The 22971-nt window shown below is 46.4% G+C and carries 22 protein-coding genes; 7 read left to right on the top strand and 15 right to left on the bottom strand.

Annotation, left to right across the window (positions count from 1 at the left end; genetic code table 11):
* The coding region (locus tag JGK07_RS09195) for a hypothetical protein (RefSeq protein ID WP_293212107.1) at nucleotides 1-180 on the top strand (180 nt) is incomplete at its 5' end.
* Nucleotides 181-462: 282 nt separating this feature from the next.
* Nucleotides 463-804, top strand: coding sequence for a low temperature-induced protein (locus JGK07_RS09200; RefSeq protein ID WP_293203199.1), 342 nt, complete (start codon nucleotides 463-465; stop codon nucleotides 802-804).
* Nucleotides 805-1203: 399 nt separating this feature from the next.
* Here the strand turns inward: JGK07_RS09200 and JGK07_RS09205 are convergent, their stop codons facing one another.
* Entirely contained in the window at nucleotides 1204-2220 is a 1017-nt protein-coding gene (locus JGK07_RS09205; protein ID WP_293180814.1) for a sulfate/molybdate ABC transporter ATP-binding protein, read from the bottom strand.
* 566 nt (nucleotides 2221-2786) lie between these two features.
* Between JGK07_RS09205 and argC the strand changes: the two genes are divergently transcribed.
* A complete protein-coding gene (gene argC / locus JGK07_RS09210; RefSeq protein ID WP_293224711.1) occupies nucleotides 2787-3845 on the top strand; it encodes an N-acetyl-gamma-glutamyl-phosphate reductase in 1059 nt (352 codons plus the stop codon).
* A 448-nt stretch (nucleotides 3846-4293) separates the two neighbouring features.
* Here argC and eno read toward each other — a convergent pair whose 3' ends face one another.
* The gene (gene eno / locus JGK07_RS09215) at nucleotides 4294-5583 is read right to left on the bottom strand and encodes a phosphopyruvate hydratase (RefSeq protein WP_363319160.1); all 1290 of its coding nucleotides are present in this window, start codon (nucleotides 5581-5583) and stop codon (nucleotides 4294-4296) included.
* Nucleotides 5584-5876: 293 nt separating this feature from the next.
* Here eno and JGK07_RS09220 point away from each other — a divergent pair, with 293 nt between their 5' ends.
* The gene (locus JGK07_RS09220; RefSeq protein WP_293217869.1) at nucleotides 5877-6794 is read left to right on the top strand and encodes a calcium-binding protein; all 918 of its coding nucleotides are present in this window, start codon (nucleotides 5877-5879) and stop codon (nucleotides 6792-6794) included.
* A 140-nt stretch (nucleotides 6795-6934) separates the two neighbouring features.
* Here the strand turns inward: JGK07_RS09220 and JGK07_RS09225 are convergent, their stop codons facing one another.
* The 4 genes from JGK07_RS09225 to JGK07_RS09240 all read right to left on the bottom strand — a co-directional run bounded on the left by JGK07_RS09225 (nucleotide 6935) and on the right by JGK07_RS09240 (nucleotide 9644).
* Nucleotides 6935-7567 (bottom strand): hypothetical protein, encoded by a 633-nt coding sequence (locus JGK07_RS09225; RefSeq protein ID WP_293180826.1) that lies wholly within the window; start codon nucleotides 7565-7567, stop codon nucleotides 6935-6937.
* A 339-nt stretch (nucleotides 7568-7906) separates the two neighbouring features.
* On the bottom strand, nucleotides 7907-8557 hold the full coding sequence (locus JGK07_RS09230) for a nucleoside triphosphate pyrophosphatase (RefSeq protein WP_293180829.1): 651 nt from the start codon (nucleotides 8555-8557) through the stop codon (nucleotides 7907-7909).
* A 174-nt stretch (nucleotides 8558-8731) separates the two neighbouring features.
* A complete protein-coding gene (gene psbP, locus JGK07_RS09235) occupies nucleotides 8732-9292 on the bottom strand; it encodes a photosystem II reaction center PsbP (protein ID WP_293180832.1) in 561 nt (186 codons plus the stop codon).
* A 139-nt stretch (nucleotides 9293-9431) separates the two neighbouring features.
* Nucleotides 9432-9644: a chlorophyll a/b-binding protein gene (locus JGK07_RS09240; protein ID WP_293154096.1), complete on the bottom strand. Its 213-nt coding sequence runs from the start codon at nucleotides 9642-9644 to the stop codon at nucleotides 9432-9434.
* 314 nt (nucleotides 9645-9958) lie between these two features.
* Here JGK07_RS09240 and JGK07_RS09245 point away from each other — a divergent pair, with 314 nt between their 5' ends.
* Nucleotides 9959-10585 carry a hypothetical protein gene (locus JGK07_RS09245; protein ID WP_293290834.1) on the top strand — a complete coding sequence of 209 codons (627 nt, stop codon included), beginning with the start codon at nucleotides 9959-9961 and terminating at the stop codon, nucleotides 10583-10585.
* 153 nt (nucleotides 10586-10738) lie between these two features.
* Here JGK07_RS09245 and larB read toward each other — a convergent pair whose 3' ends face one another.
* The 9 genes from larB to trmD form a co-directional block, all read right to left on the bottom strand.
* Nucleotides 10739-11524: a nickel pincer cofactor biosynthesis protein LarB gene (gene larB / locus JGK07_RS09250; protein ID WP_293180839.1), complete on the bottom strand. Its 786-nt coding sequence runs from the start codon at nucleotides 11522-11524 to the stop codon at nucleotides 10739-10741.
* A gap of 168 nt (nucleotides 11525-11692) precedes the next feature.
* Entirely contained in the window at nucleotides 11693-13465 is a 1773-nt protein-coding gene (locus tag JGK07_RS09255) for an ABC transporter substrate-binding protein (protein ID WP_293241748.1), read from the bottom strand.
* 121 nt (nucleotides 13466-13586) lie between these two features.
* Nucleotides 13587-14159, bottom strand: a complete 573-nt coding sequence (locus tag JGK07_RS09260; RefSeq protein WP_293274530.1) for a PIN domain-containing protein — start codon at nucleotides 14157-14159, stop codon at nucleotides 13587-13589.
* Complete coding sequence (locus tag JGK07_RS09265; RefSeq protein ID WP_293241741.1) at nucleotides 14137-14685, bottom strand: hypothetical protein; 549 nt, start codon at nucleotides 14683-14685, stop codon at nucleotides 14137-14139. The genes JGK07_RS09260 and JGK07_RS09265 overlap by 23 nt, the downstream gene beginning before the upstream one ends.
* A 68-nt stretch (nucleotides 14686-14753) precedes the next feature.
* Nucleotides 14754-15233 carry a 2-C-methyl-D-erythritol 2,4-cyclodiphosphate synthase gene (ispF, locus tag JGK07_RS09270; RefSeq protein WP_293224703.1) on the bottom strand — a complete coding sequence of 160 codons (480 nt, stop codon included), beginning with the start codon at nucleotides 15231-15233 and terminating at the stop codon, nucleotides 14754-14756.
* Between the two features lie 236 nt (nucleotides 15234-15469).
* The gene (locus JGK07_RS09275; RefSeq protein ID WP_293180854.1) at nucleotides 15470-15649 is read right to left on the bottom strand and encodes a hypothetical protein; all 180 of its coding nucleotides are present in this window, start codon (nucleotides 15647-15649) and stop codon (nucleotides 15470-15472) included.
* A 1-nt stretch (nucleotide 15650) separates the two neighbouring features.
* The gene (locus tag JGK07_RS09280) at nucleotides 15651-16217 is read right to left on the bottom strand and encodes a zeta toxin family protein (RefSeq protein ID WP_293180857.1); all 567 of its coding nucleotides are present in this window, start codon (nucleotides 16215-16217) and stop codon (nucleotides 15651-15653) included.
* Nucleotides 16218-16461: 244 nt separating this feature from the next.
* Nucleotides 16462-17844 (bottom strand): DUF1517 domain-containing protein, encoded by a 1383-nt coding sequence (locus JGK07_RS09285; RefSeq protein WP_293180860.1) that lies wholly within the window; start codon nucleotides 17842-17844, stop codon nucleotides 16462-16464.
* 71 nt (nucleotides 17845-17915) lie between these two features.
* Nucleotides 17916-18590, bottom strand: coding sequence for a tRNA (guanosine(37)-N1)-methyltransferase TrmD (trmD, locus tag JGK07_RS09290; protein ID WP_293180863.1), 675 nt, complete (start codon nucleotides 18588-18590; stop codon nucleotides 17916-17918).
* Between the two features lie 322 nt (nucleotides 18591-18912).
* Here trmD and JGK07_RS09295 point away from each other — a divergent pair, with 322 nt between their 5' ends.
* Together JGK07_RS09295 and cphA are read left to right on the top strand one after the other, a co-directional pair.
* On the top strand, nucleotides 18913-19806 hold the full coding sequence (locus JGK07_RS09295) for a cyanophycinase (protein WP_293181166.1): 894 nt from the start codon (nucleotides 18913-18915) through the stop codon (nucleotides 19804-19806).
* Nucleotides 19807-20146: 340 nt separating this feature from the next.
* Nucleotides 20147-22858 carry a cyanophycin synthetase gene (cphA, locus tag JGK07_RS09300; RefSeq protein ID WP_293206473.1) on the top strand — a complete coding sequence of 904 codons (2712 nt, stop codon included), beginning with the start codon at nucleotides 20147-20149 and terminating at the stop codon, nucleotides 22856-22858.
* The last annotated feature ends 113 nt before the right edge of the window (nucleotides 22859-22971 follow it).

A 22971-nucleotide genomic window follows, 5' to 3' on the forward strand; every position in this document is an offset into this window, starting at 1 on the left:
ACAACAGCCGTTTTATTGAGGAGCCCAATGATGGGAAACTATCACGTTCCGTTTTGGAGAGCAGTGGAGGGGGCGACTCCTTCACTGACTTTAATTATTCTGAGAAAAGTAGCCAGTAAGTTAGGTGTAAGCTTAAACCAACTGGGTAGACGGTCTTTGACGACTCCCAGCGAGAGTTAGACTTTGGGTATTACCTAAATCTACTTTGTCCGCAGAATCTCAGTGGCGTTGACTCCCTGAGAGTGTCAACTATCGGAAGACACAAAGCCCAAATATTCCCTGAGAAAGATTTCATAACCCCGTTATTTAAGCTAAATATTAATTAGCTCAAATTAACTGATTGCCACTGCTGATTCAAGTGGCTTTTATCAAACTTGAGTTAAAGATTGTGCAGAAATTGAGTTAAATTCAGCCTGTTAACAATCTCAACGATCAAAACTTCTAAATACGGAGAAATTTTGTATGTCTTTTATCAGCTTTAACCTCCCAGTCAAGCGTTTAGTTCGCAGTTTAATAGTTGTTTGTTTTTGTGCATTGATGTTTGTTTCCAATGCTTTCACAGCTTTTGCCGTTACCAGCAGCCCCACCAAAGGTGAAGCTCAACTTTTGGGGATTGAGAAAGAAGCTCAAAAAGCTGTTTTGAAAGACCCGATGTCTCTGGAAGAAACTCAGAAAAAAGCTAATGAAGGGATTAATGAAGTTCAGGGAGATGCTGACAGCGAGAAGATGAAAAATCCTTCTAATACAAGCGCGACATCCTTTGAGCAACAAGTCAAAAAGGCTGTCAGCAAAATCAAAGACTAATTGGGCAGCTAAGCTGTTGTGCATTTAAACTGTATGTCAAGAAATAATTCAAGTCTTGTGGGATGGGCTTCTAGCCCGTCCCGAATATGCAATTGAAATGCACGACAGGTCCTTATTTTTTTGTGTCCGATATCAATTTAGCTCTAGTTTGAAGAATTGAGATCAGAGTGTTTGATCGTTCGGAATGCGAGTCCGCATCGGGAGCATCTCAGTTTTGCATTTATATATAGTGCGAGCTTAAGAGCTCGCGTATTGTACAACTCGCGAGCTCTTAAGCTCGCACTATAATAAAAAAAATGCTTTTTACAAAAATGAGATGCTCCCGTCCGCATCCATTACGCTTGACTAAAGTCCTTACTACAAACCAATTTTATGGTGTTGTTCTCAGAGGATATGATATCAGATAGAATAATAAAGTGGAAATGACTTGGCATCTTTCGGCTTGACGAACACTCTTTGCTGCGGCTGCAACTGCAAGTTATCGAATCTTTCTCTTGTCAAATTAGCATTCAGCACTTGACCGTCATCTAAGGTTAATTCCACCTGAATTTCCCATCCCAAATGAATCAAGCGACTGATTCTTGCCGGCACTGTTGCACTATTTTCGGTAGTTTCAATTACTACGTCGTGAGGGCGCAAGAAAATTTCTGGGTTGGCTGAGTCAAAGCCGTTGTCTTGAAACATTCTCGAACTGCTGGGCAAGACATTCACAGGCCCGATAAAACTCATGACGAATGCACTAGCTGGATGGTCGTAAATTTCTGCGGGTGTGCCTACTTGTTCGATTTTACCTTTATTCATTACTGTAATTCGATCGGCAACTTCCATCGCTTCTTCTTGGTCGTGCGTCACAAAGACTGTGGTAACGTGCACTTCGTCGTGGAGTCTTCGCAACCAAGCGCGCAAATCTTTGCGGACTTTGGCATCGAGAGCTCCAAAAGGTTCGTCTAGCAGTAACACTTTTGGTTCCACAGCCAGGGCTCTGGCGAGGGCTACCCGCTGACGCTGGCCTCCTGAAAGTTGCGACGGGTATCTGTCGCCCAATCCTCCCAATTGGACTAAATTTAACAATTCTTCTACGCGGGATTTGACTTTCGTCGGTGGAGTTTTCTGAATTTCCATGCCGAAAGCAATATTTTTTCGCACTGTCATGTGCTTGAATAGCGCGTAGTGCTGAAACACAAATCCAATTTTGCGGTCTTGGACGCTAGTATTGGTGGCATCTTGGCCTGTCAGCCAGATTTTGCCGGAGTCGGGCATTTCTAAACCTGCAATCAGTCGCAGCAGGGTGGACTTGCCGGAACCAGACGGGCCCAGCAGTGCGACTAGAGAACCTGATTCAATTTTCAAGCTGACTCGATCGAGTGCTTGGAAACTGCCAAACTGTTTTGATACGTCTTCTACAACTATTCCCATAGGAAATTCGGCAACGGATGAGTGTAATGGATTTAACGGATGTTGAGCTTTGAGGTTCGAGGAAAGAGCGAAAAAAGTTAATCCCCGGTTTATGGATAGATTTATGTAAGATTTTATAGCACGATCGCACATCCGTTGCTTAATTTTAGGGTTTTGGCGATCGCACATCCGTTTTTAGATAGGAGATTTTAGATTTGAGATTGACTCTGGAAGATTCAATGCGAGTCTGAAATTTTGGCCTCTCCACCACAGCCCTGCGGGACTTTGTATTGGTTTTTGGGCGGAGTCAATCGATTTTAGATTTTAGATTTTAGATTTTAGATTGAGCCCACGGATAAATTCGGGGGAAGAGAGGATTTTCGATTTTCGATTTGGGATTGATTCCACGGATAAATCACGTGGCGGGTACCACCGTTGAAATTCTTGGTCAAACACCGGAAAATTTACAAAAATCCACGTCAATAACAAAACAACACAATTATTTACCACCAAAGTTGGCGTTTGGTACTACAATGCAGCAAAAGTTCAAGCGTTTTTGACTTCAAAGGCTGAGGGGATAAAGGAAAATGGGAGATGTTAGACCTGTGCCTGTAGGCATAGTTGGCGCTTCAGGTTATGGCGGCGTACAACTGGTGCGGCTGCTGGCGGATCACCCAGCGGCAGAAGTAGTGTATGTAGGCGGGGATAGCAGTGCGGGAAAACCTTTTTCCAGCCTTTATCCGCATCTGACTAACTGCATTGATTTGACTATTGAGGCGATCGACCTAGATAAAATAGCGGCAAAATGTGAAGTTGTGTTTCTGTCGCTGCCGAATGGTTTAGCTTGCCAAATGGCACCGACGCTGATTGAAGGCGGCTGCAAAGTTTTGGATTTGTCGGCTGACTACAGATTTGAAAATCTGGACACTTACAAAGCTTGGTACGGCGGCGAGCGATCGGACTCTGCTTTAGCTGCAACGGCTGTTTACGGTTTGCCAGAATTGTATCGCGATCGCATTAAAGACGCTCAATTAGTAGGCTGTGCCGGCTGCTACGTCACTGCTAGTTTATTAGCCCTGGCCCCCTTACTCAAACAAGGTCTGATCGAGCCAGAAACAGCAATTATCGACGCCAAATCAGGATCTTCGGGAGGGGGCCGCAAAGCCGAAGTTAATCTGTTGTTGGCAGAAGCTGACAATTCGATCGGCGCTTACGGGGTAGGCCGCCACCGCCACACCCCAGAAATTGAGCAAGTTTGCAGCCATTTGGCCGGACAAGATATCAAAGTCCAATTTACTCCCCACTTGATGCCGATGGTGCGGGGAATTCTGGCAACTGTTTACGCAAATTTGCGCGATCCGGGATTAGTGCGGGAAGATTTAATTACAATTTTCACCGCTTTTTACCGCAATTCTCCTTTGGTAAAAGTGTTACCGGCTGGGGTTTATCCGCAGTCAAAATGGGCTTGCGGCACGAATCTTTGTTACATCGGCGTGGAAGTCGATCCGCGCACTGATAGGGTAATTGTGATGTCGGCGATCGACAATTTAATTAAAGGTCAAGCCGGTCAAGGCATCCAGTGCATGAACTTGATGATGGGCTGGGAAGAAACTTTGGGTTTACCTCAATTGGCTTTCTATCCGTGATTATGGGGCATGGTAATTGGTAATGGGGATCAGTGTCAACTTAAGTTTGAAACCATTGATAAATCTCGTTTGTAGCTTAGTCTCGATCCCCCTAAATCCCCCTTAAGAAGGGGGACTTTGAATGCTTCTTGTCCCCCCCTTCTCAAGGGGGGCTAGGCAGGGTGGTTTTATTGTCGTCACACAAATTAGGTACGTAGTTGCGCTTAAGCGCTCTTTATAAGATTAGGAAAGAGCGCTTAAGCGCAACTACGTACCTTCGCCCAAGCGCGAGCCAATCTTTGAGCGATAATTTTGGTAGTTTCAGATTTCTTTTCCCGACAATAAAACCACCCTGCTTCTCAAGGGGGGCTAGGGGGGATCGAGCCTTGGTGGTAAACAGCCATGTGTGACTACGTTTGACCTGGTTGTTGACACCAATTCCCAATTCCCAATTACCCATTACCAAATTTTATTTGGGCCCGTAACCGATCGCACCAGCATAAATTGCCCGATCGCCCAATTCGTCCTCAATCCGCAATAAACGGTTATACTTAGCAACCCGTTCGCTGCGGCACAGAGAACCAGTCTTGATTTGACCGGCGCGAGTCGCTACGGCTAAATCAGCAATTGTAGTATCTTCAGTTTCACCCGAACGGTGGCTGATTACCGATCGATAGCTGTTGCGCTTCCCTAAGTCGATCGTATCCAAAGTCTCAGTCAAAGAACCAATTTGATTCAGCTTAATCAAAATCGAATTGCTAGCTTTCAAATCAATCCCTTTTTGCAAGCGCGTGCGATTAGTAACAAACAAATCGTCACCCACCAATTGAACTCTGCTACCCATTTTCTGAGTTAGCGCCACCCAACTATCCCAATCGTCTTCGTGCAAACCATCTTCAATGGAAACGATCGGATATTGTCCAACCAAACCATCCAAATAATCGATTAATTCTGCTGGCGAATGAGCCACACCGTCATAGGTGTACTTCCCATCTTTGTAAAATTCGCTAGCAGCAACATCCAAAGCCAAAGCAACTTGTTCACCCGGTTTGTAGCCAGCTTTTTCAATTGCCATCATTAACAAATCCAAAGCTTCCTGATTGGAACCCAAATTAGGAGCAAAACCGCCTTCATCGCCAACACCAGTCAGCAAATTTTTGTCTTTCAAGACTTTAGCCAGACTAGCAAATACTTCTGCACCCCAGCGCAAAGCTTCCTTAAAAGAAGGTGCTCCCACCGGTACAATCATAAACTCTTGAATGTCTACGTTGTTGTCGGCGTGGGAACCGCCGTTGATGACGTTCATCAAAGGCACTGGTAAAACGTTAGCCAAAGCGCCACCCAAGTAGCGGTAAAGGGGTATTTGTAAAGTCTCGGCGGCCGCCTTTGCTGTGGCTAGGGAGACTCCGAGAATGGCATTAGCGCCGAGGTTAGACTTGTTGGGGGAACCGTCCAAGTCAATCATAGTGCGATCGATTAATGGTTGGTCGATCGCATCCAGATTAGCCAAAGCGGGAGCAATTTTGTGTTCGACGTTAGCAACCGCTTTCAAAACTCCCTTACCACCGTAACGTTTTTTGTCATCGTCGCGGAGTTCGTGGGCTTCAAAAGAGCCTGTAGACGCGCCGCTGGGCACTTGGGCGAGTCCGACAACACCATTGGCTAGATACACTTCAGCTTCGATGGTAGGGCGGCCGCGGGAGTCGAGGATTTCTCTGGCTTTGATAGATTCGATCGCAGTGTCTTGCATATTAACGATTCCTGACTTTGCTCAAGGTTTGATGACATTTGGCAGTCTGTCGGTTCTCCCACACTGACTGCTGACGGGTAATAGAGTACGCGATCCCGAGAATTATTGGCGCAGAGTTCAAAATATTTGCGGATTTGGGCTACATCCAAGTGTCAATAAGCTGTACTTGTTGAATATAAGTGGTAAATTTTGACAGTCATTTGATTTGTTTAACCGCAAATACACGCACATTTGTTAATTGGAACATTTATTAAAATAAGACTGTCTAGAAAGTTCATATCAATCAATCAGGGAAAACTTAAATGTTAGAAACAAATCTCGGAACAGTTAAAGCCTCAGCTATCGACTCCGATCGAATTATTCCCGATCCACCAAACATCAGATTACTCACAGGGCCTTTGCCAAATCCTAGCGATCCCAACTTTTTCGACCTTACTCCCAACAACGATACAGTTCAATTAGCCAACGGAATTCTCCGCAACACTCCCGGAGGTTTGCGAGCCTTAGCAGGCGACGATTTTGTCCGAGGTTCCGGTGGTGCGGAACTGATGAATGGGAATGGGGGCGCAGATACTTTAATCGGAGGTTGTGGCAATGATACTATTCGCGGCGGTCAAGATTTTGACATACTGTACGGAGAATGTGGCAACGATATTCTCAGCGGCAATCAAGGCAATGATTACGCCTATGGAGGCACGGGAAATGATTTTGTTAGAGGTGGCCAAGGCAGTGATGCTTTAGTAGGAGAAAGTGGCAACGATACTCTAATCGGTGATGCTGGAATTGACAGACTTTGGGGAGGAGAAGGCGCAGATTTGTTTGTCCTAAGAAGAGAGTCGGGAGCAACTTCGGGGGAATTTGGTTCAGATCAACCACGTCCTGCTGGGACTTTTCCTGCTAACGTAGAGCAAGTGCCTGCGGATTTTATTCTTGACTACAATCCAGCGCAAGGTGATGTAATCGGATTGGCGGGAGGACTGACGCGAAATGATATTGTTTTAACGGAAAAGTTTTTAACAATTGGTGATGCGAGAGATTACGCGAGCAGTGGCCCTGTTCCTCCGGGAACGATTCAAACTGCTGATTTTAGATTTCTGGATACTAAGGCGACGGTGATTCGGGAAGCTAGCACCGGCAATATCTTGGGCTTGGTGAAAGATGTTTCGCCGAGTCAACTTCAATTTACCTCTGTGTCTGATAGTGCGATCGCCTTTGGATAGGATTTGTGAAAAAAACCCGGTTTATTAGATGGTCGCGAGTGCCCAGAAACCGGGTTTTTACGAAAATTGTTGGTGACAGCGTAGAAACTCAAAAAAACCCGGTTTCTTAGATTATGCACGGGTGGTCAGAAACCAGGTTTTTATGGACTCGTATCGAGAGGCTTTTTAAGTTTCAGCTTAACATTGGTTCCTTTTTTAAGGACAACTTCACCACCAGGACTAGACAAGACATAAGCCGTTGCTGCTGCACCCCCAGCTAAAGTACCATGCTTGAATTTCGCTTTATCACCAACGAATTTACCGGCCACTGCTCCAGCTAAAATAATGCCAGCATTCTGAACAAACTTGCCTTTGGTTTTGGTTTCTACCTGAGTATTTACTAAGGTAACATCAAGGGGAGCGGCTGCACCATTTGCGAGTTTAATGTCATCAAAAACTAGATGCAAACTCGCTTTTTTGCCTTTAGCTGCTTTGACGACATCTTCCAGATGTCCCTGAATCACGGCATCTTTAAGAGTTTTATCTCCTCCTTTGACTCGCAGAGTAAAACGCTCGTTGTTGCGGTTTTTACCCGTGGATAAATCTTGTTGGAGAATGGTATCAAAACTGGTTCCAGCAGGGATGGCCGCTGCCTGATTTTTTAGCTTACCGGAACTAGCGTTGCTTTGGTTAGCCGGAGCAGAAGTTTTGCCGATCGGCTCGTTTGACTTCTGACAAGCAACAGCGTTACTGAGTAATACGGCACTCAGTAGTAAGGGCATTAACTTTTTCATCGTTTTTTTCTTCAATTCAATAGGCTATAAGAATCAGATTATGCTAAAAATAGCCAACGCGAACATAAAAAAAGCGATATTTTACTAAATTTTTGGGCGATCGCCAAGGGAGCATCTCAGTTTTGCATTTATTATTATAGTGCGAGCTTAAGAGCTCGCGTATTGTACAATACGCGAGCTCTTAAGCTCGCACTCAAAGAAAAAACGCTTTTTACAAAAATGAGATGCTCCCATCGCCAACCATACATGACTACTTATTTTTGACAAATAAATGCTTCTATCGTATATACAGCAAACGATTTAGACTGCCTAACTACCGCGACAGGGGGTAAGTTCCGTTTAAGATTGCCAGAAATCTGCCACATCATATCCCATGTCGCGGAGCATTTGCCGCAGCAAAGGCAAACTCAAACCAATCACATTGGTATGACAACCTTCGATTTTTTCCACAAAAAAGCCGCCTTTGCCTTCGAGTGCAAAACAGCCAGCACAGGCGAGAGGTTCTCCCGTAGCGACATAAGCAGCAATTTGACGCGAGGTAACTTCCGCAAAATAAACTTTTGTAACTTGACAGCGAATGAGCGATCGATCCATTGCCACATCAAAGCTATCAAATCTCGTATCAATTAAAGCATGACCCGTATAAAGTTCGCCAACTTTACCGCGCATTTTTTGCCAGCGCGAGATTGCTTCGTCGGCATCCTTGGGTTTGCCGTGAATTTCACCATCAATGACCAAAATTGAATCGCATCCTAACACTACACACGATTTGGGATTGGGGATTTGCGGGTGAGAATTAGCCAGCAAAAAACTAGCTACAGCGTCAGCTTTTCCTTCTGCTAAAACCTGCACTAATTTAGTAGCATCCCTCATTTTTATTTGCCCTTCATCAAAGTCGCTGGGGCAAATCACAGCTTGAATGCCTGCATTGCTTAGCAGGCTGCGGCGCGCGGGAGAAGCTGAGGCTAATACAAAAGTTGGAGTTTTCATAAGTTAAGAAGTCAGTTGACAGTTGACAGTTGACAGTTGACAGTTGACAGTTGACAGTTATTATTTGTCATTAGTTATTTGTTACCAATAACCTTCCAGGCTCTACCTCCAATGACCAATGCCCAATGCCCAATGCCCAATGCCCAATGCCCACTGTCAAATTACTTTTTAACCCTAATAAACAGAGAAAGATTTAACAACTTTCTCAAAAGCTTCTTTGACTTTCGGCCAGCGTTCTTCGGTAGTGGAAACGTTCAGGGTAAATAGTTTGCCACGGCTGACTGCTACGCTAGCTAAGTTGTGCCGTTGTTGGTTTGGGAGTTTGACGGCGTATTCTAAAATGTAATAGTTTTTCGATCGCGATTCCCGACTTTCTGCATTGACTAATTCAGCTTCGCGGCCGGAATCAGCCGGGGCGATCCTCTTCGAGGGCTTCGCTAACGCACTTTTACTAAGCTTGTATCCCACATCCGTCGGCGTGCCCAAATCTGCGAGAGTTTTGTTCCCAGCCACTGGACTGATGACCACGCTGACATTCTCAGTTTGCTGGATCAAATCGCGGAACACCACATCGGGCCCGTTAGAAACTGCGATCGGCAACCAGCCGTTAGGATAAAGAAATTGATAGCCGTCGCCAGTATCAACGTAGCTTTTGAGTCCGGTAGCTACAGAGACACAACCGGTCAAGCTGAGAGAGAAAACCACCAGAAGTATTGCTGCAATTCGTTTGAGCATTATTTTTACAAGTACCGTAACACTAAAATATTTAATTTAAATTGTCTCATCAAACCTTGCAAAAATAGTTAAGCTATGGATCGCCAATTGTGTATTGTTGGCAAGCCATAGCCGTACAGTTTAATTTTAAACAAAGTTATTACAGGTTAGTTAGCCAGCTAATCAGTCCGTGCTTGGTAGAAACTTCTAAAGCCAAGAGAGAAACAAAACCAATCATGGCAAGTCGGCCGTTCAAGCGTTCTGCGTAGGGTGTAAAGCCTGTGCGGGCTTCATCGTCAATGTATACTTTGGGCTCGATCGCAAAATTGTTCATTTTACCGTCGTTGTCAAGTAGTAAGCCTCTGTCAGCCATGTCAGTGTCCTAAGTTGTTTTTGGTGTAATGTAAACTAATGTAACAGACTTATGAAGAGATGTAAAGGATTATGAGTTTTTTTTTCAAAGTCGCGACTCAGATACCAGTTTCCCCCAAAAATCCAACGGGCTGACAAGCTCGAAACCCCTATAGAATAAGTAATTCCCAACCTAAAATCTCAAATCTTAAATCTCCAATGGCATGACTGTAGACAGTAGACTCACGGCCCCGGAGGGGGGAGGATAGAGTTGAGAGGCGCAAAAATCGATGGTGTGGCAAATCCCAGTCTGGGTTTGACGAAAATAGTGGAAGAATGGAGGAAAAATTTATGCGGGCCAGTCTGGAAATGCGGTGGTTTTATAGCGGTGCGCTGCCAAAACCGATCGGGCAATGGTTTGGAAGCGAGAGTCTGGGCGGGTATCTATCCCCGCCTGAAGAGCGAGAAGATTTATATTTGCTGATACCTAGTTGCGACTACTTGGGAGTAAAACTGCGCGGGAAAAATTTACAAGTAAAGTGGCGGCAGGAAGAATTGGGGGTGATGCAGTTCGGCAACCGCTGGGAAGGCAAAGTCGAGAAATGGCTGAAGTGGATATGTGCCGACACGATGGCGCCACTACCGGCGGATATGATGGCGACTGGAAAGTGGGTAAAGGTGAAAAAAAAGCGAGCCCAGCGTCTTTACCAAGTTTCTGCCCCGGGCGTGCTGATGTCTGTGCCTGTCGAAGCCCCAATTCCCCAAGGCTGTATTGTAGAAATTACTCAGTTAAATGTTAACGGCACTGCGTCGTGGACTTTGGGATTTGAAGCGTTTGGTAGCGAAGGTTTTTTGACCGAAAGTCTGGAAACAGTAGCTAATTGGACGAGCAAAAGTTATCAGGCGCAAAAGTTGAAAGCTGAGGATTCTTCGGGTTATCCGATTTGGCTGGCTGGTAAGTAATATCAAATCCCTTTGAATCATACCGCCTGTATTCTTTAGTTCTCATCTGTTGGGACGAAAAATAAGACGGCGGTTGAAACCGCGTCTACACAAACTAAGTCCGCCTCCGCGGACTGAAGAAAATAACGCAATTTTAACCGCCCGGTCTTTCTTCTATTCGCCTTCTCCTATTCTCCCCACTTTGGCAGAAGTTCTGAGAATTTGACAAGCCAAAATCGCCGCCCCAAACCCATTATCAATATTAACCACACCCACACCAGCCGCACAAGAATTGAGCATAGTTAAAAGAGGAGCAATCCCGCCAAAACTCGCGCCGTAGCCTACACTCGTCGGCACAGCAATCACCGGACAATCCGCCAAACCTGCAACCACACTCGCCAAGGCACCTTCCATACCCGCAACCGCAATCAACACATCAGCATCATCAATTACGTGGCGATTACTTAGCAAGCGGTGAATGCCGGCAACTCCCACATCCCACAAACGCCGAACCCCAAAACCGCAGAGTTCCGCAGTCACAGCCGCTTCTTCCGCCACAGGCAAATCCGCTGTTCCAGCACTGATAATAGTCACTGTACCCGGATGCTGGGGAGTGGAGGATTTATCAGAAATTGCACAAATTCGAGCTGTTTGGTAGTAGCACAAGTCGGGTATTTTTTGCTGCAATTTCTCAAAAACCTCTGGTTCAATTCGCGTCGCCATCACCGCAGGATTTCGGCCGCGCATCGCCCCGATAATCTCAACAATTTGGTCTGGCGTTTTTCCGGGGCCCCAGATGACTTCGGGAAAACCGGTTCTTAAGGTGCGGTGGTGGTCAATTTTGGCAAAATCGCCGACTTGTTCAAAGTCAAAATGCTTTAATTTGTCCAAAGCTGCGATCGGGCTAACATCGCCCGCCGCCACAGATTCGAGTAACTTCTGTAAAATTTCAGGTTCCATGAACTAATGATATCTTCTGGGCTCAAACAACACTTAAGATGGGTTCGTAGTAAGGACTTCAGTCCTTCTTTCTGAGGACTAAAGTCCTCACTACTTAAGATGGGTTCGTAGTAAGGACTTTAGTCCTTCTTTCTGAGGACTAAAGTCCTCACTACGAACCAATAATGACTATTCTGCAATTTTCAGTTCATACAAATTCCAGAAAGCACCGCCGAGAGCACTATAGCGAATTCCCGAAACGCGATCGCGCACCGCCTCAAAAGTCAGCGGATTCACCATATAAATAAAAGGCACTTGTTCCGCGATAATCCGCTGCGTCTCCCCATACAGTTCCTTGCGCTTCGCCTCGTCAAGCTCCTGAGAAGCCTTCACATACAAGTCATCAATTTTCTGCTCCCAGTCGTAAACTTCCCGACCTTTAATCGGCGGTTCTCCAGCTTGCGGGCCCTGGTTGAAACTGTGCAAAGTCCCCTTGACTGACCAAATATTGTAACCGCTGTGCGGTTCAGTACCTCCGGTAAAACCGCCGAGGTAAGTATCCCAATTTTTAGTCAGGCGCAGCTTTTCCACATAAGTGTTAAAACTCAGGAACTGCGTATCAACTTCCATCCCCAGTTTACCCAAATCTTGCTTAATTTGCGTTCCCATTTGCTCCCGCACTTTTTTGCCTGCGGCCATCAACAAAGTAAACCGCACTTTGTTGCCCTCAGCATCCAACAATTCGCCGTTACTATTATACTTGAATCCTGCACTTAACAGTAACTCTTTCGCTTTTTCCAGATTGTAACTGTAAGTTTTTAATCCCTGTTCTGGAGACAAGTAGAACGGACTTTGCGCGGGTATCGGCGAATGTAGTGGTGCGCCCAGCCCGCGATAGATATTGTTAGTCATGGCGTCGCGGTTCATGCCATAGGCGATCGCCTGTCGAAACTCCTTACTCAAAAACCACTTAGACTTAATCGGGTCTACAAACGGCTGATTTTGAGCGTTACGCCCCTTATTCAGATTGAAACACATAAACACGCTGCCAGTGTCCGGGCCGCCGTTGAATATCGTATATTTGCCGCGTTTTTCCTCTCGTTTCAGCAGCGGAAACACCTCCGGCTGCACGTCCAGAGTATCCAAATCGCCCGATCGAAAATTCAGCAGTTGATTGTCAGTATTTTCGATAATTTGCCAAACAATTTGCTGGATGTAAGGTTGACTGTTATTCTCTGTATCTTTGCGCCAAAAATAGGGATTTCGTTCCAAAACAACGCGCTGGTTGGGAGTATAGCTCAGCATTCGGTATTGGCCGTTACCGACAATTTTTTTGGGGTCAGTATCCGTACCCCAAGCAGACAGGAATTTAGGCTTGCCGTCTGCCTCTGTCTGGGTGGCAGCTTCCTGCAAGATATGAGCTGGTAAAATCGGTATTCCCCCAGCAAATCTAATAAAAGGAGCAAAAGGTTCTGGCACTGAAAATTCAATGCGGCGGCTGTCAATTTTTTTGAGTTTTGGTAATTGACGGCTGATGCCAACTCTCAGATTATCTTTCAAGCCGCTAGGAATTTTTTCATTGAAATAAATCTTTTCATAGCTGAATATAATATCATCAGTTGTCATCGGTTCGCCGTCCGACCATTTCAATCCTTCTCGCAGGGTGAAGACAATCTTTTTGCCATCTTTAGAAACTTCCCAGGATTCAGCTAAACCGGGTTCTAGTTTCGATGTCACCCCGTTTTCGTTGAGCAATCCCTCGTACATATAGCCAAACACGCTGTATGCAGACTGATTTAGCGGGTAGTTGAAGGTGGCCGGGCCGCTGGGGGTGGGAACGACGAGTCTGTTTGCTAATTGCGATCGCACTGGAGTGCACGCAGAGAGAGTTAGGATAGCAATTGCAGCGAGACAAACAGCTAGCCATCGGCGCTTTGAATGTAAAATAGCGGAAATTTTCATAATTATTTACCAAAAAATATGGTTTCGCATCCGGGCTTATAGCGACAGCGCCCAAATCCCTCATATAAACAGCCCTGTCAACTGTCAACTGTCAACTGTCAACTGTATCACCTGCGTGCAATTATGATTGAGATTGTAGCCAACCTAGAAAGTTTTTAGTGACAGAGAAATACTTTGTAATCCCCGCCTCTCGCAAAACATCTTGAACTTTCGACAGACCAAATTCTTTGACGTTACCGCTGAGAAATACTTTGGTTTCTGTGGAATGCGATCGCGCATGACTGAGAATACAGTGTAAAATCAAATTGTCTGTTGGGTCTTTTTTGATAATAGGTCTGTTTAAACTTGCTTGAATAATCTCTGAATTTAATACAATCATTTCGGCATTTTCTGACATCAGAGAAATTGCTTCTCGCAACCGCAATTCAATTTCATCTATTCGTTCGAGATAGTAAACTAATGACTCTTCTAGGTAAAAAGATAGAGATGTGGCGTGTTCAGATGTCACATCTCGCTTTGTTTCGCTAATTTGACGGCTTAGCTGTTCCTTAAAAGAGTTTTGTCGCTTCAGCTCGTCCTCGAAAGCTGACCACGCCTCCATATAACAAACGGTGGGTATGACTAACTGAACTGATGAGGACAAATCTCTGAGCAACATAATTGCTTCAGCCTCACGTCCTGTAGCAATACTCATCAGAAAGTTGGTCTCGATATATATAATTGCCACCTAATTCCACTCCTGATTTTGTTGTTCCACCTGCGAGTAATGGCAGCAAACCGATGGCTGCTATTTGTTCTGATGCTGGCGGACTTTCTGATTTCCAGTTATAATCTAAGTCATGCAGCCACGATTCAATCAGCCCCTCAATGGTACGTTCAAAGATCCATTTACTGCCAAAACTCGGCATATAATAGCGACATATTTCACCAGTATTGAGAGTGCAAACAGGCTCCGATAAATTCACACCATCCCATTTAAAAATCAGAATTTGTTCCGCGTCAACAAACATAGCATAGGGAACAATCGCGTTTCTTTCAGACAGCTTAGCTAACACAGCTTTCAGCCAATCGATCGCGCGATTGACAATTTTCTGTTTTGCGTCTGCTTCTTGAGCTTGAATAATTTCAACCTCGATCAGCACGACTATGCGATCGTCCTTATCCAACGCGATGACATCCGCGTCTACAGGAAATTGTAATTCCCAGGTGTCAGTGTCCATGATTTCAGGCTTCCTAGCGATTTTGGATTAAAGAATTGACTCCACGATCAATTTTAGATTGTAGAGTTCTATTTTTTGCCCAGCAAAACTACAGCATAGGCTGCAATTCCTTCCTCTCTCCCCACGGGCCCTAACTTTTCGTTGGTAGTAGCTTTGATGGCAACTTGGTCTGGTTTTAATTGTAGGACAGCAGAAAGGCGATCGCACATTTGCTTAATATGCGGTTTCAGCTTCGGACGTTCGGCGACAACCACCGAGTCAATATTGCCAATTTCCCAGCCTTTATCTAATATTAACTGATTGACTTGTGCCAGCAACACGAGACTGTCTGCACCTTTCCATTTTGGGTCAGTTGGCGGGAAATACAGGCCGATATCTCCCAAACTGAGAGCTCCCAGCATCGCGTCCATGATAGCGTGGGTGAGTACGTCTGCGTCGCTGTGTCCTAATAAGCCTAATTCGTGGGCAATGTGGACGCCACCGAGGATCAAGGGGCGTTCTGGAACTAAGCAATGAATGTCGTAGCCGTTACCGATGCGGATGTTCATGTCATTCAGTTGACAGTTGACAGTTGACAGTTGACAGTTGACTTCGGAGGGGCCACCTTTACCTAGAAGTCCGAGGATTGGAGTAATGAATAATCTGATTTTAATTTTTCCAGATCGGGGTTTGGGCTTTAAACCAATTCTTTTTGGTGAATTTTAGGTGGCTAAAAAGCAGACAGTAGAGTATTATGTCATAGTCTGTGTGGATATGAGTAGGTTTTTTGGGCGACTGACTTGTTTTATGTTTCGGGCGATATTGGAGGAATGCGATCGGCTGTTAAAATTACTACTTTCCCATCTTCCCACACAGCAATAGATTCACCTAATTTGCGGTGTCTTTCAATAGCTGCTGCAACTGCCGCTTTCACTCCAACATTAATCTTTGTAGATAAAAGTTGTCTTGGTTTTGATTGTTTCATTTTATTTTTGAGTTATTTGATTCCAGCTTTCAATATTATAGATTATCTGTTCTTCCTCGATACTCCCTTCTGCTACTAACTGAGCCGTTTCGTGAGAGTTGTCATAGATAATCCAATTGTCGCACAGTGGCAAATACAGAGCTATCAAATTTCGCAGTCCTCTGTCATAGCGGCGGCGGATAACATCTTCTGGGATAGAATGACCGCCGCTAGCTACCCGTCGGGCTACTCTTGCTACGGCCAGTTCGGGCGATCGCAGCCAAAAGTAAATTAGGTTAATTGTATAATCTTTTGTTTTACAACTTCTGAGAAAAGTTGCAAAGCTACGGGCTGCTAGAGTAGTCTCAAAAGCAAAATCAGTTCCAGAATTAGATAGTGTTTGCAGTCTTTCTAGCATGATTCGTCCGGCGGTAATCGCTACCGACTCGGGATTGAATGGCGAAAGTGCAGCCGCAATCGCGTCTGCATTGACATATTCAAAACAGTCGAGAAAATTGGGCAATAAACTCATTGATGCAGTGGTTTTGCCGGAACCGTTAGCGCCACCAATTATGTAAAGATTCGGCATAAGTTTAGCATAAATTAATCAGGCAGGACTTAGGTTTTGTATGGTGCGTAGCTTGCACCTTATATCATTTTGACAAAAGATTGCTATACAATAAATAAAGTTGTGTTTGTTTGTCAAACTATTGTGGTCAGGTGCGTCGCTCTTAAATTGTCGATATGTAACTAGGAATTGTTCGTGGCGACACACCCTACGACCACTTTAAGCTGCGGTATATCTATCAATCAAAGATTGATGCAATGCTAGTCTAAGCAACCCGAATCAAATCTGGATAAGCACCCAACAAATCATCGCCTGTCAAACTATCCGTTTCCTGCTGCGGACTCCAAATCACCTCTAAAACCAGCAGATTCTCAGCAGGAGTCGCCGCCGATTTTTCTAACACTGCTTTCAACTTCGCAACATCGCGAATGTCTCCAAACAGCGGTCTGCTATTCTCTGTCCCTATCAAAAACGTGACTGTAATATACTCTCCAGGCTCTTCATCGCCAGCACTAACAGACTGTCTGCGACGGATATCGCCATTCACCATACTCAAAGTTTCCACACTTAATTTGCTGCGTTCTTGCATCGAAATTTGATTGAATATTTGCGTTGCTTGTTCTCGACTTTCGACTATCTGGGAATTCGCACAAACGTGAGTCCACTTTTCTCGATTTCGCAAAACAATCAAAACAGCTTCTTGCAAAAATTCCGCACGTTGATTAGCATTTTTTATGTCAGAACTTAACGTTAGTTCAGTTAGCTGACTGGGAACTTCGCGAGCTTCTGCCAACATGGCAATTTGCAACTTAGTGACCGCAAAAATTTGTTTTTTAGATTCTTTGGCAGGGTGTTGTCGATAATAGTAAATACAGTAAGCAATTAACGCAACGCAACCTCCAGCAACAAACAGCCAAAACACTACAATTTTCCAATCATCATCAGATTCCGAACTCGGAGGGTTATTCGAGTTATTGTCAGTGGTAATTGGTGCTGGTGCATTGACTGCTGGTTGTTGCTCTGAACCTATATTTGGCTGACTGTTATCTGGATTGTCTGAAGTTGGCGAATTGGGATCGCTGTCGCCCGAATTATTATTAGTGGTAACTGGTGCTGGATTGACGGCTGGTTGTTGATTTGAACCTGTGTTTTGCTGACTGTTACCGGAATTATAAGGAACTACATAACTCGGCCCTGAATTATAGGTGCGCTGCTGGATAATTACAGTTCTGTTATTGCTAGATTGTGGCGGAATCGGAGGGTTAGGTGCGGCGACAGGTGCAGGTGCGGCGGGCTTGTCAAAAGAGCCGCTGCGAACTCTTCCGCCAGTGTTGCTGCTGTTGCTGGGGCGGCTGGGATTGGAACTAGCAGCACTATTCGATCTGCTGTTACTGGAACTAGAAGAACTAGAAGAATTAGGTGAGGTATTGCTAGAACGGCTGGAACTGGAAGAAGAACTAGAAGAAGAACTAGAAGAACTCGATCGCCCGCCACTACTTCCTCCACTGCTGCCGCCGCTGCTTCTTGCCAAAGCTTCCTGGTTAATATTTAACCATTTGCCACCGCTGCTGGGAGTTAAATTTACAGTAACTTCACCCGCGAGCAAAAAGCCGATCGCCCAACAGCACAAAAGTTGATTTTTTAGCATAAATTCTCTGGGAAAAAATCCAGTGTTAAATCAAGAACGTCAACAGCCCACAGCCCACAGCCTACAGTTAATTAATCCGCTAGCAAATCCGGGCGGCGCGATCGAGTTCTTTCAATTTGCTGTTCCTTGCGCCAGCGAGCAATTTCTGCGTGATTACCAGACAGCAACACGTCGGGTACCTTCAATCCCCGAAAATCGGCCGGTCGAGTGTACTGCGGATAGTCCAAAAGTCCGTCTTCAAAACTCTCAAATTTCAGCGAATCTTCCTTGGCCACAGTTCCGCGCAACAATCGCAAAACCCCATTAATCAAAGCCAAAGCTGGAATTTCCCCGCCTGTGAGCACAAAATCGCCTAGAGACACCTCGCGAGTTACCAAGTGCAGCACTCGATCGTCCACACCCTCATAATGGCCGCAAATCAACACCAACTGATCGCACCCGGTGGCGAACTCCCGAAACATCGGCTGCTGCATCGGTTCGCCCTGGGGAGTCAGCAAAATCACCTCCCGTCTCGGCAAAACCGGTAGCGATTCCACCGCAGCAAAAATTGGTTCCGGCTTCATCAGCATCCCCACTCCGCCCCCGTAAGGTTCGTCATCGACTCGCTGGTGCTTGTCTGTGGTAAAATGGCGGGGATTGACAAAATTTACCTCAGCAATATTTTTAGCTAAGGCTTTGCCCATGAGTCCCGATGCTAGGGGAGCCAGGAAAAATTCTGGAAACAGGGTAACTACGTCAAATCGCACAATTATTGGAATTTATTGATACATCACCTCTAGTTTGACCCGGAGAGGCCGATCGGTTTTCAGTAATTGCTTTATTCTTTATAATTTCTTATAATTTCTGAGAATTTTTGCCACTTAAATTCTCTTCCTTTGTCCGCGAGCCGATTTTGTACAACAATCATCTGTTCTCAGGACGGTGACTTGTGTAAAATCGCCCTTAAACAACTGCGCGATCGCGCGATCGCACCTTACTCGCACCAAAAAATATTTACTCTTAAAAAGCCCCATTGTACTCACAGGCACGGCAAAATTTAATTTCACATCTCACAGAGGAAGACACACCATGCAGCAGTTGACATCTCAAGCCCTAGAACACAATCTTTCCCAGCGCACGAAAACCTCGATTATGGTCATCGGAGGAGCCGAAGACAAGGTTCACGGGCGAGAGATTCTGAATACCTTTTTTTGCCGTGCTGGGGGTACAAACGCTCGGCTGGCGATCGTTCCCTGCGCTTCCCGAGATCCCGAAGGAATTAGCAACCGCTATCGCACCATATTTGACGAAATGGGCGTGAGTGCCGTCAAAGTCATTGACATCCGCGAACGCGAACAAGGCGAAAACCCCGTCTGGAAAGATTACTTGGAAGACTGTACGGGCGTATTCATCACAGGTGGCGACCAACTGCGGCTCTGCGGGCTGCTGGCCGACACTCCGCTGATGGAAAAAATTCGTGAATATACTCTCTCGGGTAAGATTACCCTCGCCGGCACCAGTGCGGGTGCTGCGGTAATGGGATATCACATGATTGCAGGTGGCGGAAGCGGCGCGTCACCCAACCGCTCTTTGGTAGACATGGCAAACGGACTTAACATTATTCCCAATATCATCGTAGACCAGCATTTTCACAATCGTAACCGCATGGCTCGCTTGTTGTCGGCTGTGGCTTGTCATCCCGATCGCCTCGCTATTGGTATTGACGAAGATACCTGCGCTTTGTTTGAGGGAGACGATACTATGAAGGTTCTAGGTAAAGGCACGGTGACTATTGTTGATTCTAGGGAAAGTTTTTATACCAACGAGGCAATGGTAGCAGCGACAGAACCCTTAAGTCTGTTCAATATGCGCTTGCACGTCTTGTGTCACGGAGATTGCTACAATATGCCCCTAGGCAAACCAATGCCATCGGCAGCCTGTTCCGAGTCTGGCTGGCCTTTGGAATGCCGCACAGCAAACTAACGCAGGATATCAGAGTCATCGATCGGGCAGAAAGTATGCGGCATTTGGGCCCAATCAAAGATACAACAGAAGGATGTATTCCAAAGCAGCCACGCGCTGACACCAGAAGGTAGAATCACACTCTTATTCTACCTTCTGGCTTCTAGTTGGTTCCTGCCCTTTACCTGCACTTGTTTCTAGCCGATCGCTGGGGCATTAATTTTCTTTCGCTGGCGGCCTATAACTGGAAATTCAATGCAAAACTGTTCACAGCGAACAGTCGATCGAGCAATCTAGCTCCAAATTGAATAAATGCTGCAATTACCTATAAGATTTAGCGACCCATACCCCTCTGACAGTCATGAAAATACTTAAAATCCAGACGTTACGCGGCCCCAACTACTGGAGCATCAGACGCCACAAACTCGTCCTCATGCGTCTGGATTTAGAGGAGTTGGCAGATAAAACCACATCTGAAATTCCTGGCTTCTACGAAGGGTTGACCGCCACACTCCCGAGTTTGGACGACCATCACTGTTCCCCCGGCCATCAGGGAGGCTTCCTGCAACGGGTCAGAGAAGGCACAATGATGGGACACGTCATCGAACACGTAGCCCTAGAACTTCAGGAAATGGCAGGAATGCCGGTCGGGTTCGGTCGCACCCGCGAAACTGCCACACCAGGCATTTACCAGGTAGTAATCGAGTATCAAAACGAACAAGCAGGTCGCTATGCCACCCGGGCGGGCGTGCGGATGTGCCAGAGCATTGCCGATACTGGAAGCTATCCAGCAGCGGAATTAGCCCAAGATTTGAGAGATCTCAGAGAGTTTGCTTTGTCGGCGGCCCTGGGCCCGAGTACCGAAACACTGATCAAGGAAGCAGAAGCGCGGGGCATTCCCTGGATACCTTTGAGCGCCCGGTTTATGATTCAGCTCGGTTACGGGGTGCACCAAAAGCGGATTCAGGCAACTCTCAGCAACCGCACGGGAGTTTTGGGGGTAGAACTAGCCTGTGATAAGGAAGGTACCAAAAATATCCTCGGGGCTGCTGGCGTACCGGTTCCAAGAGGGACGGTGATTAATTATTTGGACGAACTGGAAGGAGCGATCGAAGATGTGGGCGGTTATCCGATCGTCCTCAAACCGCTAGACGGCAACCACGGCCGCGGAATTACGATCGACATCAACTCCTGGGAAGTAGCAGAAGAAGCCTACGATTTAGCCAGCAACGCATCAAAAACCAAGAGTGTGATTGTCGAGCGCTACTACACCGGCCGCGACCACAGAGTATTAGTAGTCAACGGACAAGTCGTAGCAGTCGCCGAACGAGTCCCCGCTAACGTTGTGGGAGATGGCAAGTCTACAGTAGAACAGCTCGTTGAAGAAGTAAACCGCGATCCGCAGCGGGGAGACGGACACGACAACGTGCTCACCCGAATTACGATCGACAAATTGACCCTCGATTTGCTGCAAAAACAAGGCTACGCGATGGACTCGGTATTGCCGGCCGGCGAAAGAGTATTCTTGCGCGCGACAGCAAACCTCAGTACCGGTGGCATTGCAGTCGATCGCACCGACGAAATCCACCCAGAAAACGTCTGGCTATTTTCCCGAGTCGCCAAAATCATCGGTTTGGACATTGCCGGCATTGACGTGGTAACAGACGATATTTCCGTACCGCTGCGCGATACGAACGGAGTCATCGTCGAAGTCAACGCAGCACCGGGTTTCAGAATGCACGTCGCCCCGAGCCAGGGTTTGCCCCGCAACGTCGCCGGCGCAGTATTCGATATGCTGTTCCCCTCGCCTCAACCCACCCGAGTGCCGATTTTAGCGGTGACGGGAACCAACGGTAAAACTACAACCACTCGCCTGCTGGCCCACATTGTCAAGCAAACGGGTCAAATTACTGGCTACACGACTACCGACGGGACTTACATCGGCGATTATTTAGTCGAAAGCGGAGATAATACTGGGCCGCAGAGCGCTCATTTGATTTTGTCCGATCCCACCGTGGAAGTGGCGGTGCTGGAAACGGCTAGAGGCGGAATTTTGCGATCGGGCTTGGGCTTCGATCAGTGCGATGTCGGCGTCGTCTTGAACGTCGCGGCGGATCACTTGGGAATCGGCGACATCGACACCGTGGAACAACTAGCCAAACTCAAGAGCGTCCTCGTCGAGTCAGTAATGCCCAAAGGCTATGCAGTTTTGAATGCAGACGACCCGCTTGTATCACAAATGGCGCAGCGTGTCAAGGCTCAAATTGCATATTTTTCAATGAACCCGGACAACGAATTGGTTGCCAAACACACCGCTGCGGGCGGGCTGGCAGCAATTTACGAAAACGGCTACTTGTCCATCCTCAAAGGCGATTGGACGCTGAGAATTGAGCAGGCTGTGAATGTGCCGCTGACGATGGGCGGGCGGGCGCCGTTTATGATTGCGAATGCTTTAGCGGCTTGTTTGGCGGCTTTTGCTCAGGGAGTGAAAATAGAGGATATTCGATCGGCTTTGTCCAGCTTTCAGGCCTCCGTCGGTCAAACTCCGGGACGGATGAACCTGTTTAATTTGGGCAGCTATCACGCCTTGCTCGACTACGCCCACAACCCGCACAGCTACAAAGCTTTGGGTAGTTTTGTGCAGAATTGGGAAGGAATGCGGATCGGGGTAGTTGGTGCGCCGGGGGATAGACGAGATGAAGATTTTGTCACTTTGGGCAAACTTTCTGCCGATATGTTCGATCGGATTATTGTCAAAGAAGATGTTGACAGGCGCGGGCGAGAACCCGGTGTGGTGGCCAAGTTAATTTGCCAAGGGATTGCAGAGGCGATCGCCGCACGCACCCCAGACAAGTCTAAAGTTGAATACGAGTTGATTCTCGACGAGACAATTGCTGTTAACAAGGCTTTAGATCGAGCACCAGCAGGCAGTTTGGTGGTGATTTTACCCGAAGGCGTCACGAAAGCTCTGGCTTTGATTGAAGCCCGGAAACCGATTAAGGAATCTGCGGTAAATGCTGCTATTGTCGATCGGGTTTCCGAGTCGCGCGACAGTTTGAAAACTTCGGTGTAAATCAAGGCTAAAGTCTTAAGTCTCATTTAATTAATAGGTTGGGTTAACGAAAGGAAACCCAACCTTTTTGCTTTAGAAATTACGTAATTCCTGATTTTTATGAAACCTGCTAT

The organism is Microcoleus sp. PH2017_24_DOB_U_A (assembly GCF_020738205.1).
GTDB lineage: Bacteria > Cyanobacteriota > Cyanobacteriia > Cyanobacteriales > Microcoleaceae > Microcoleus.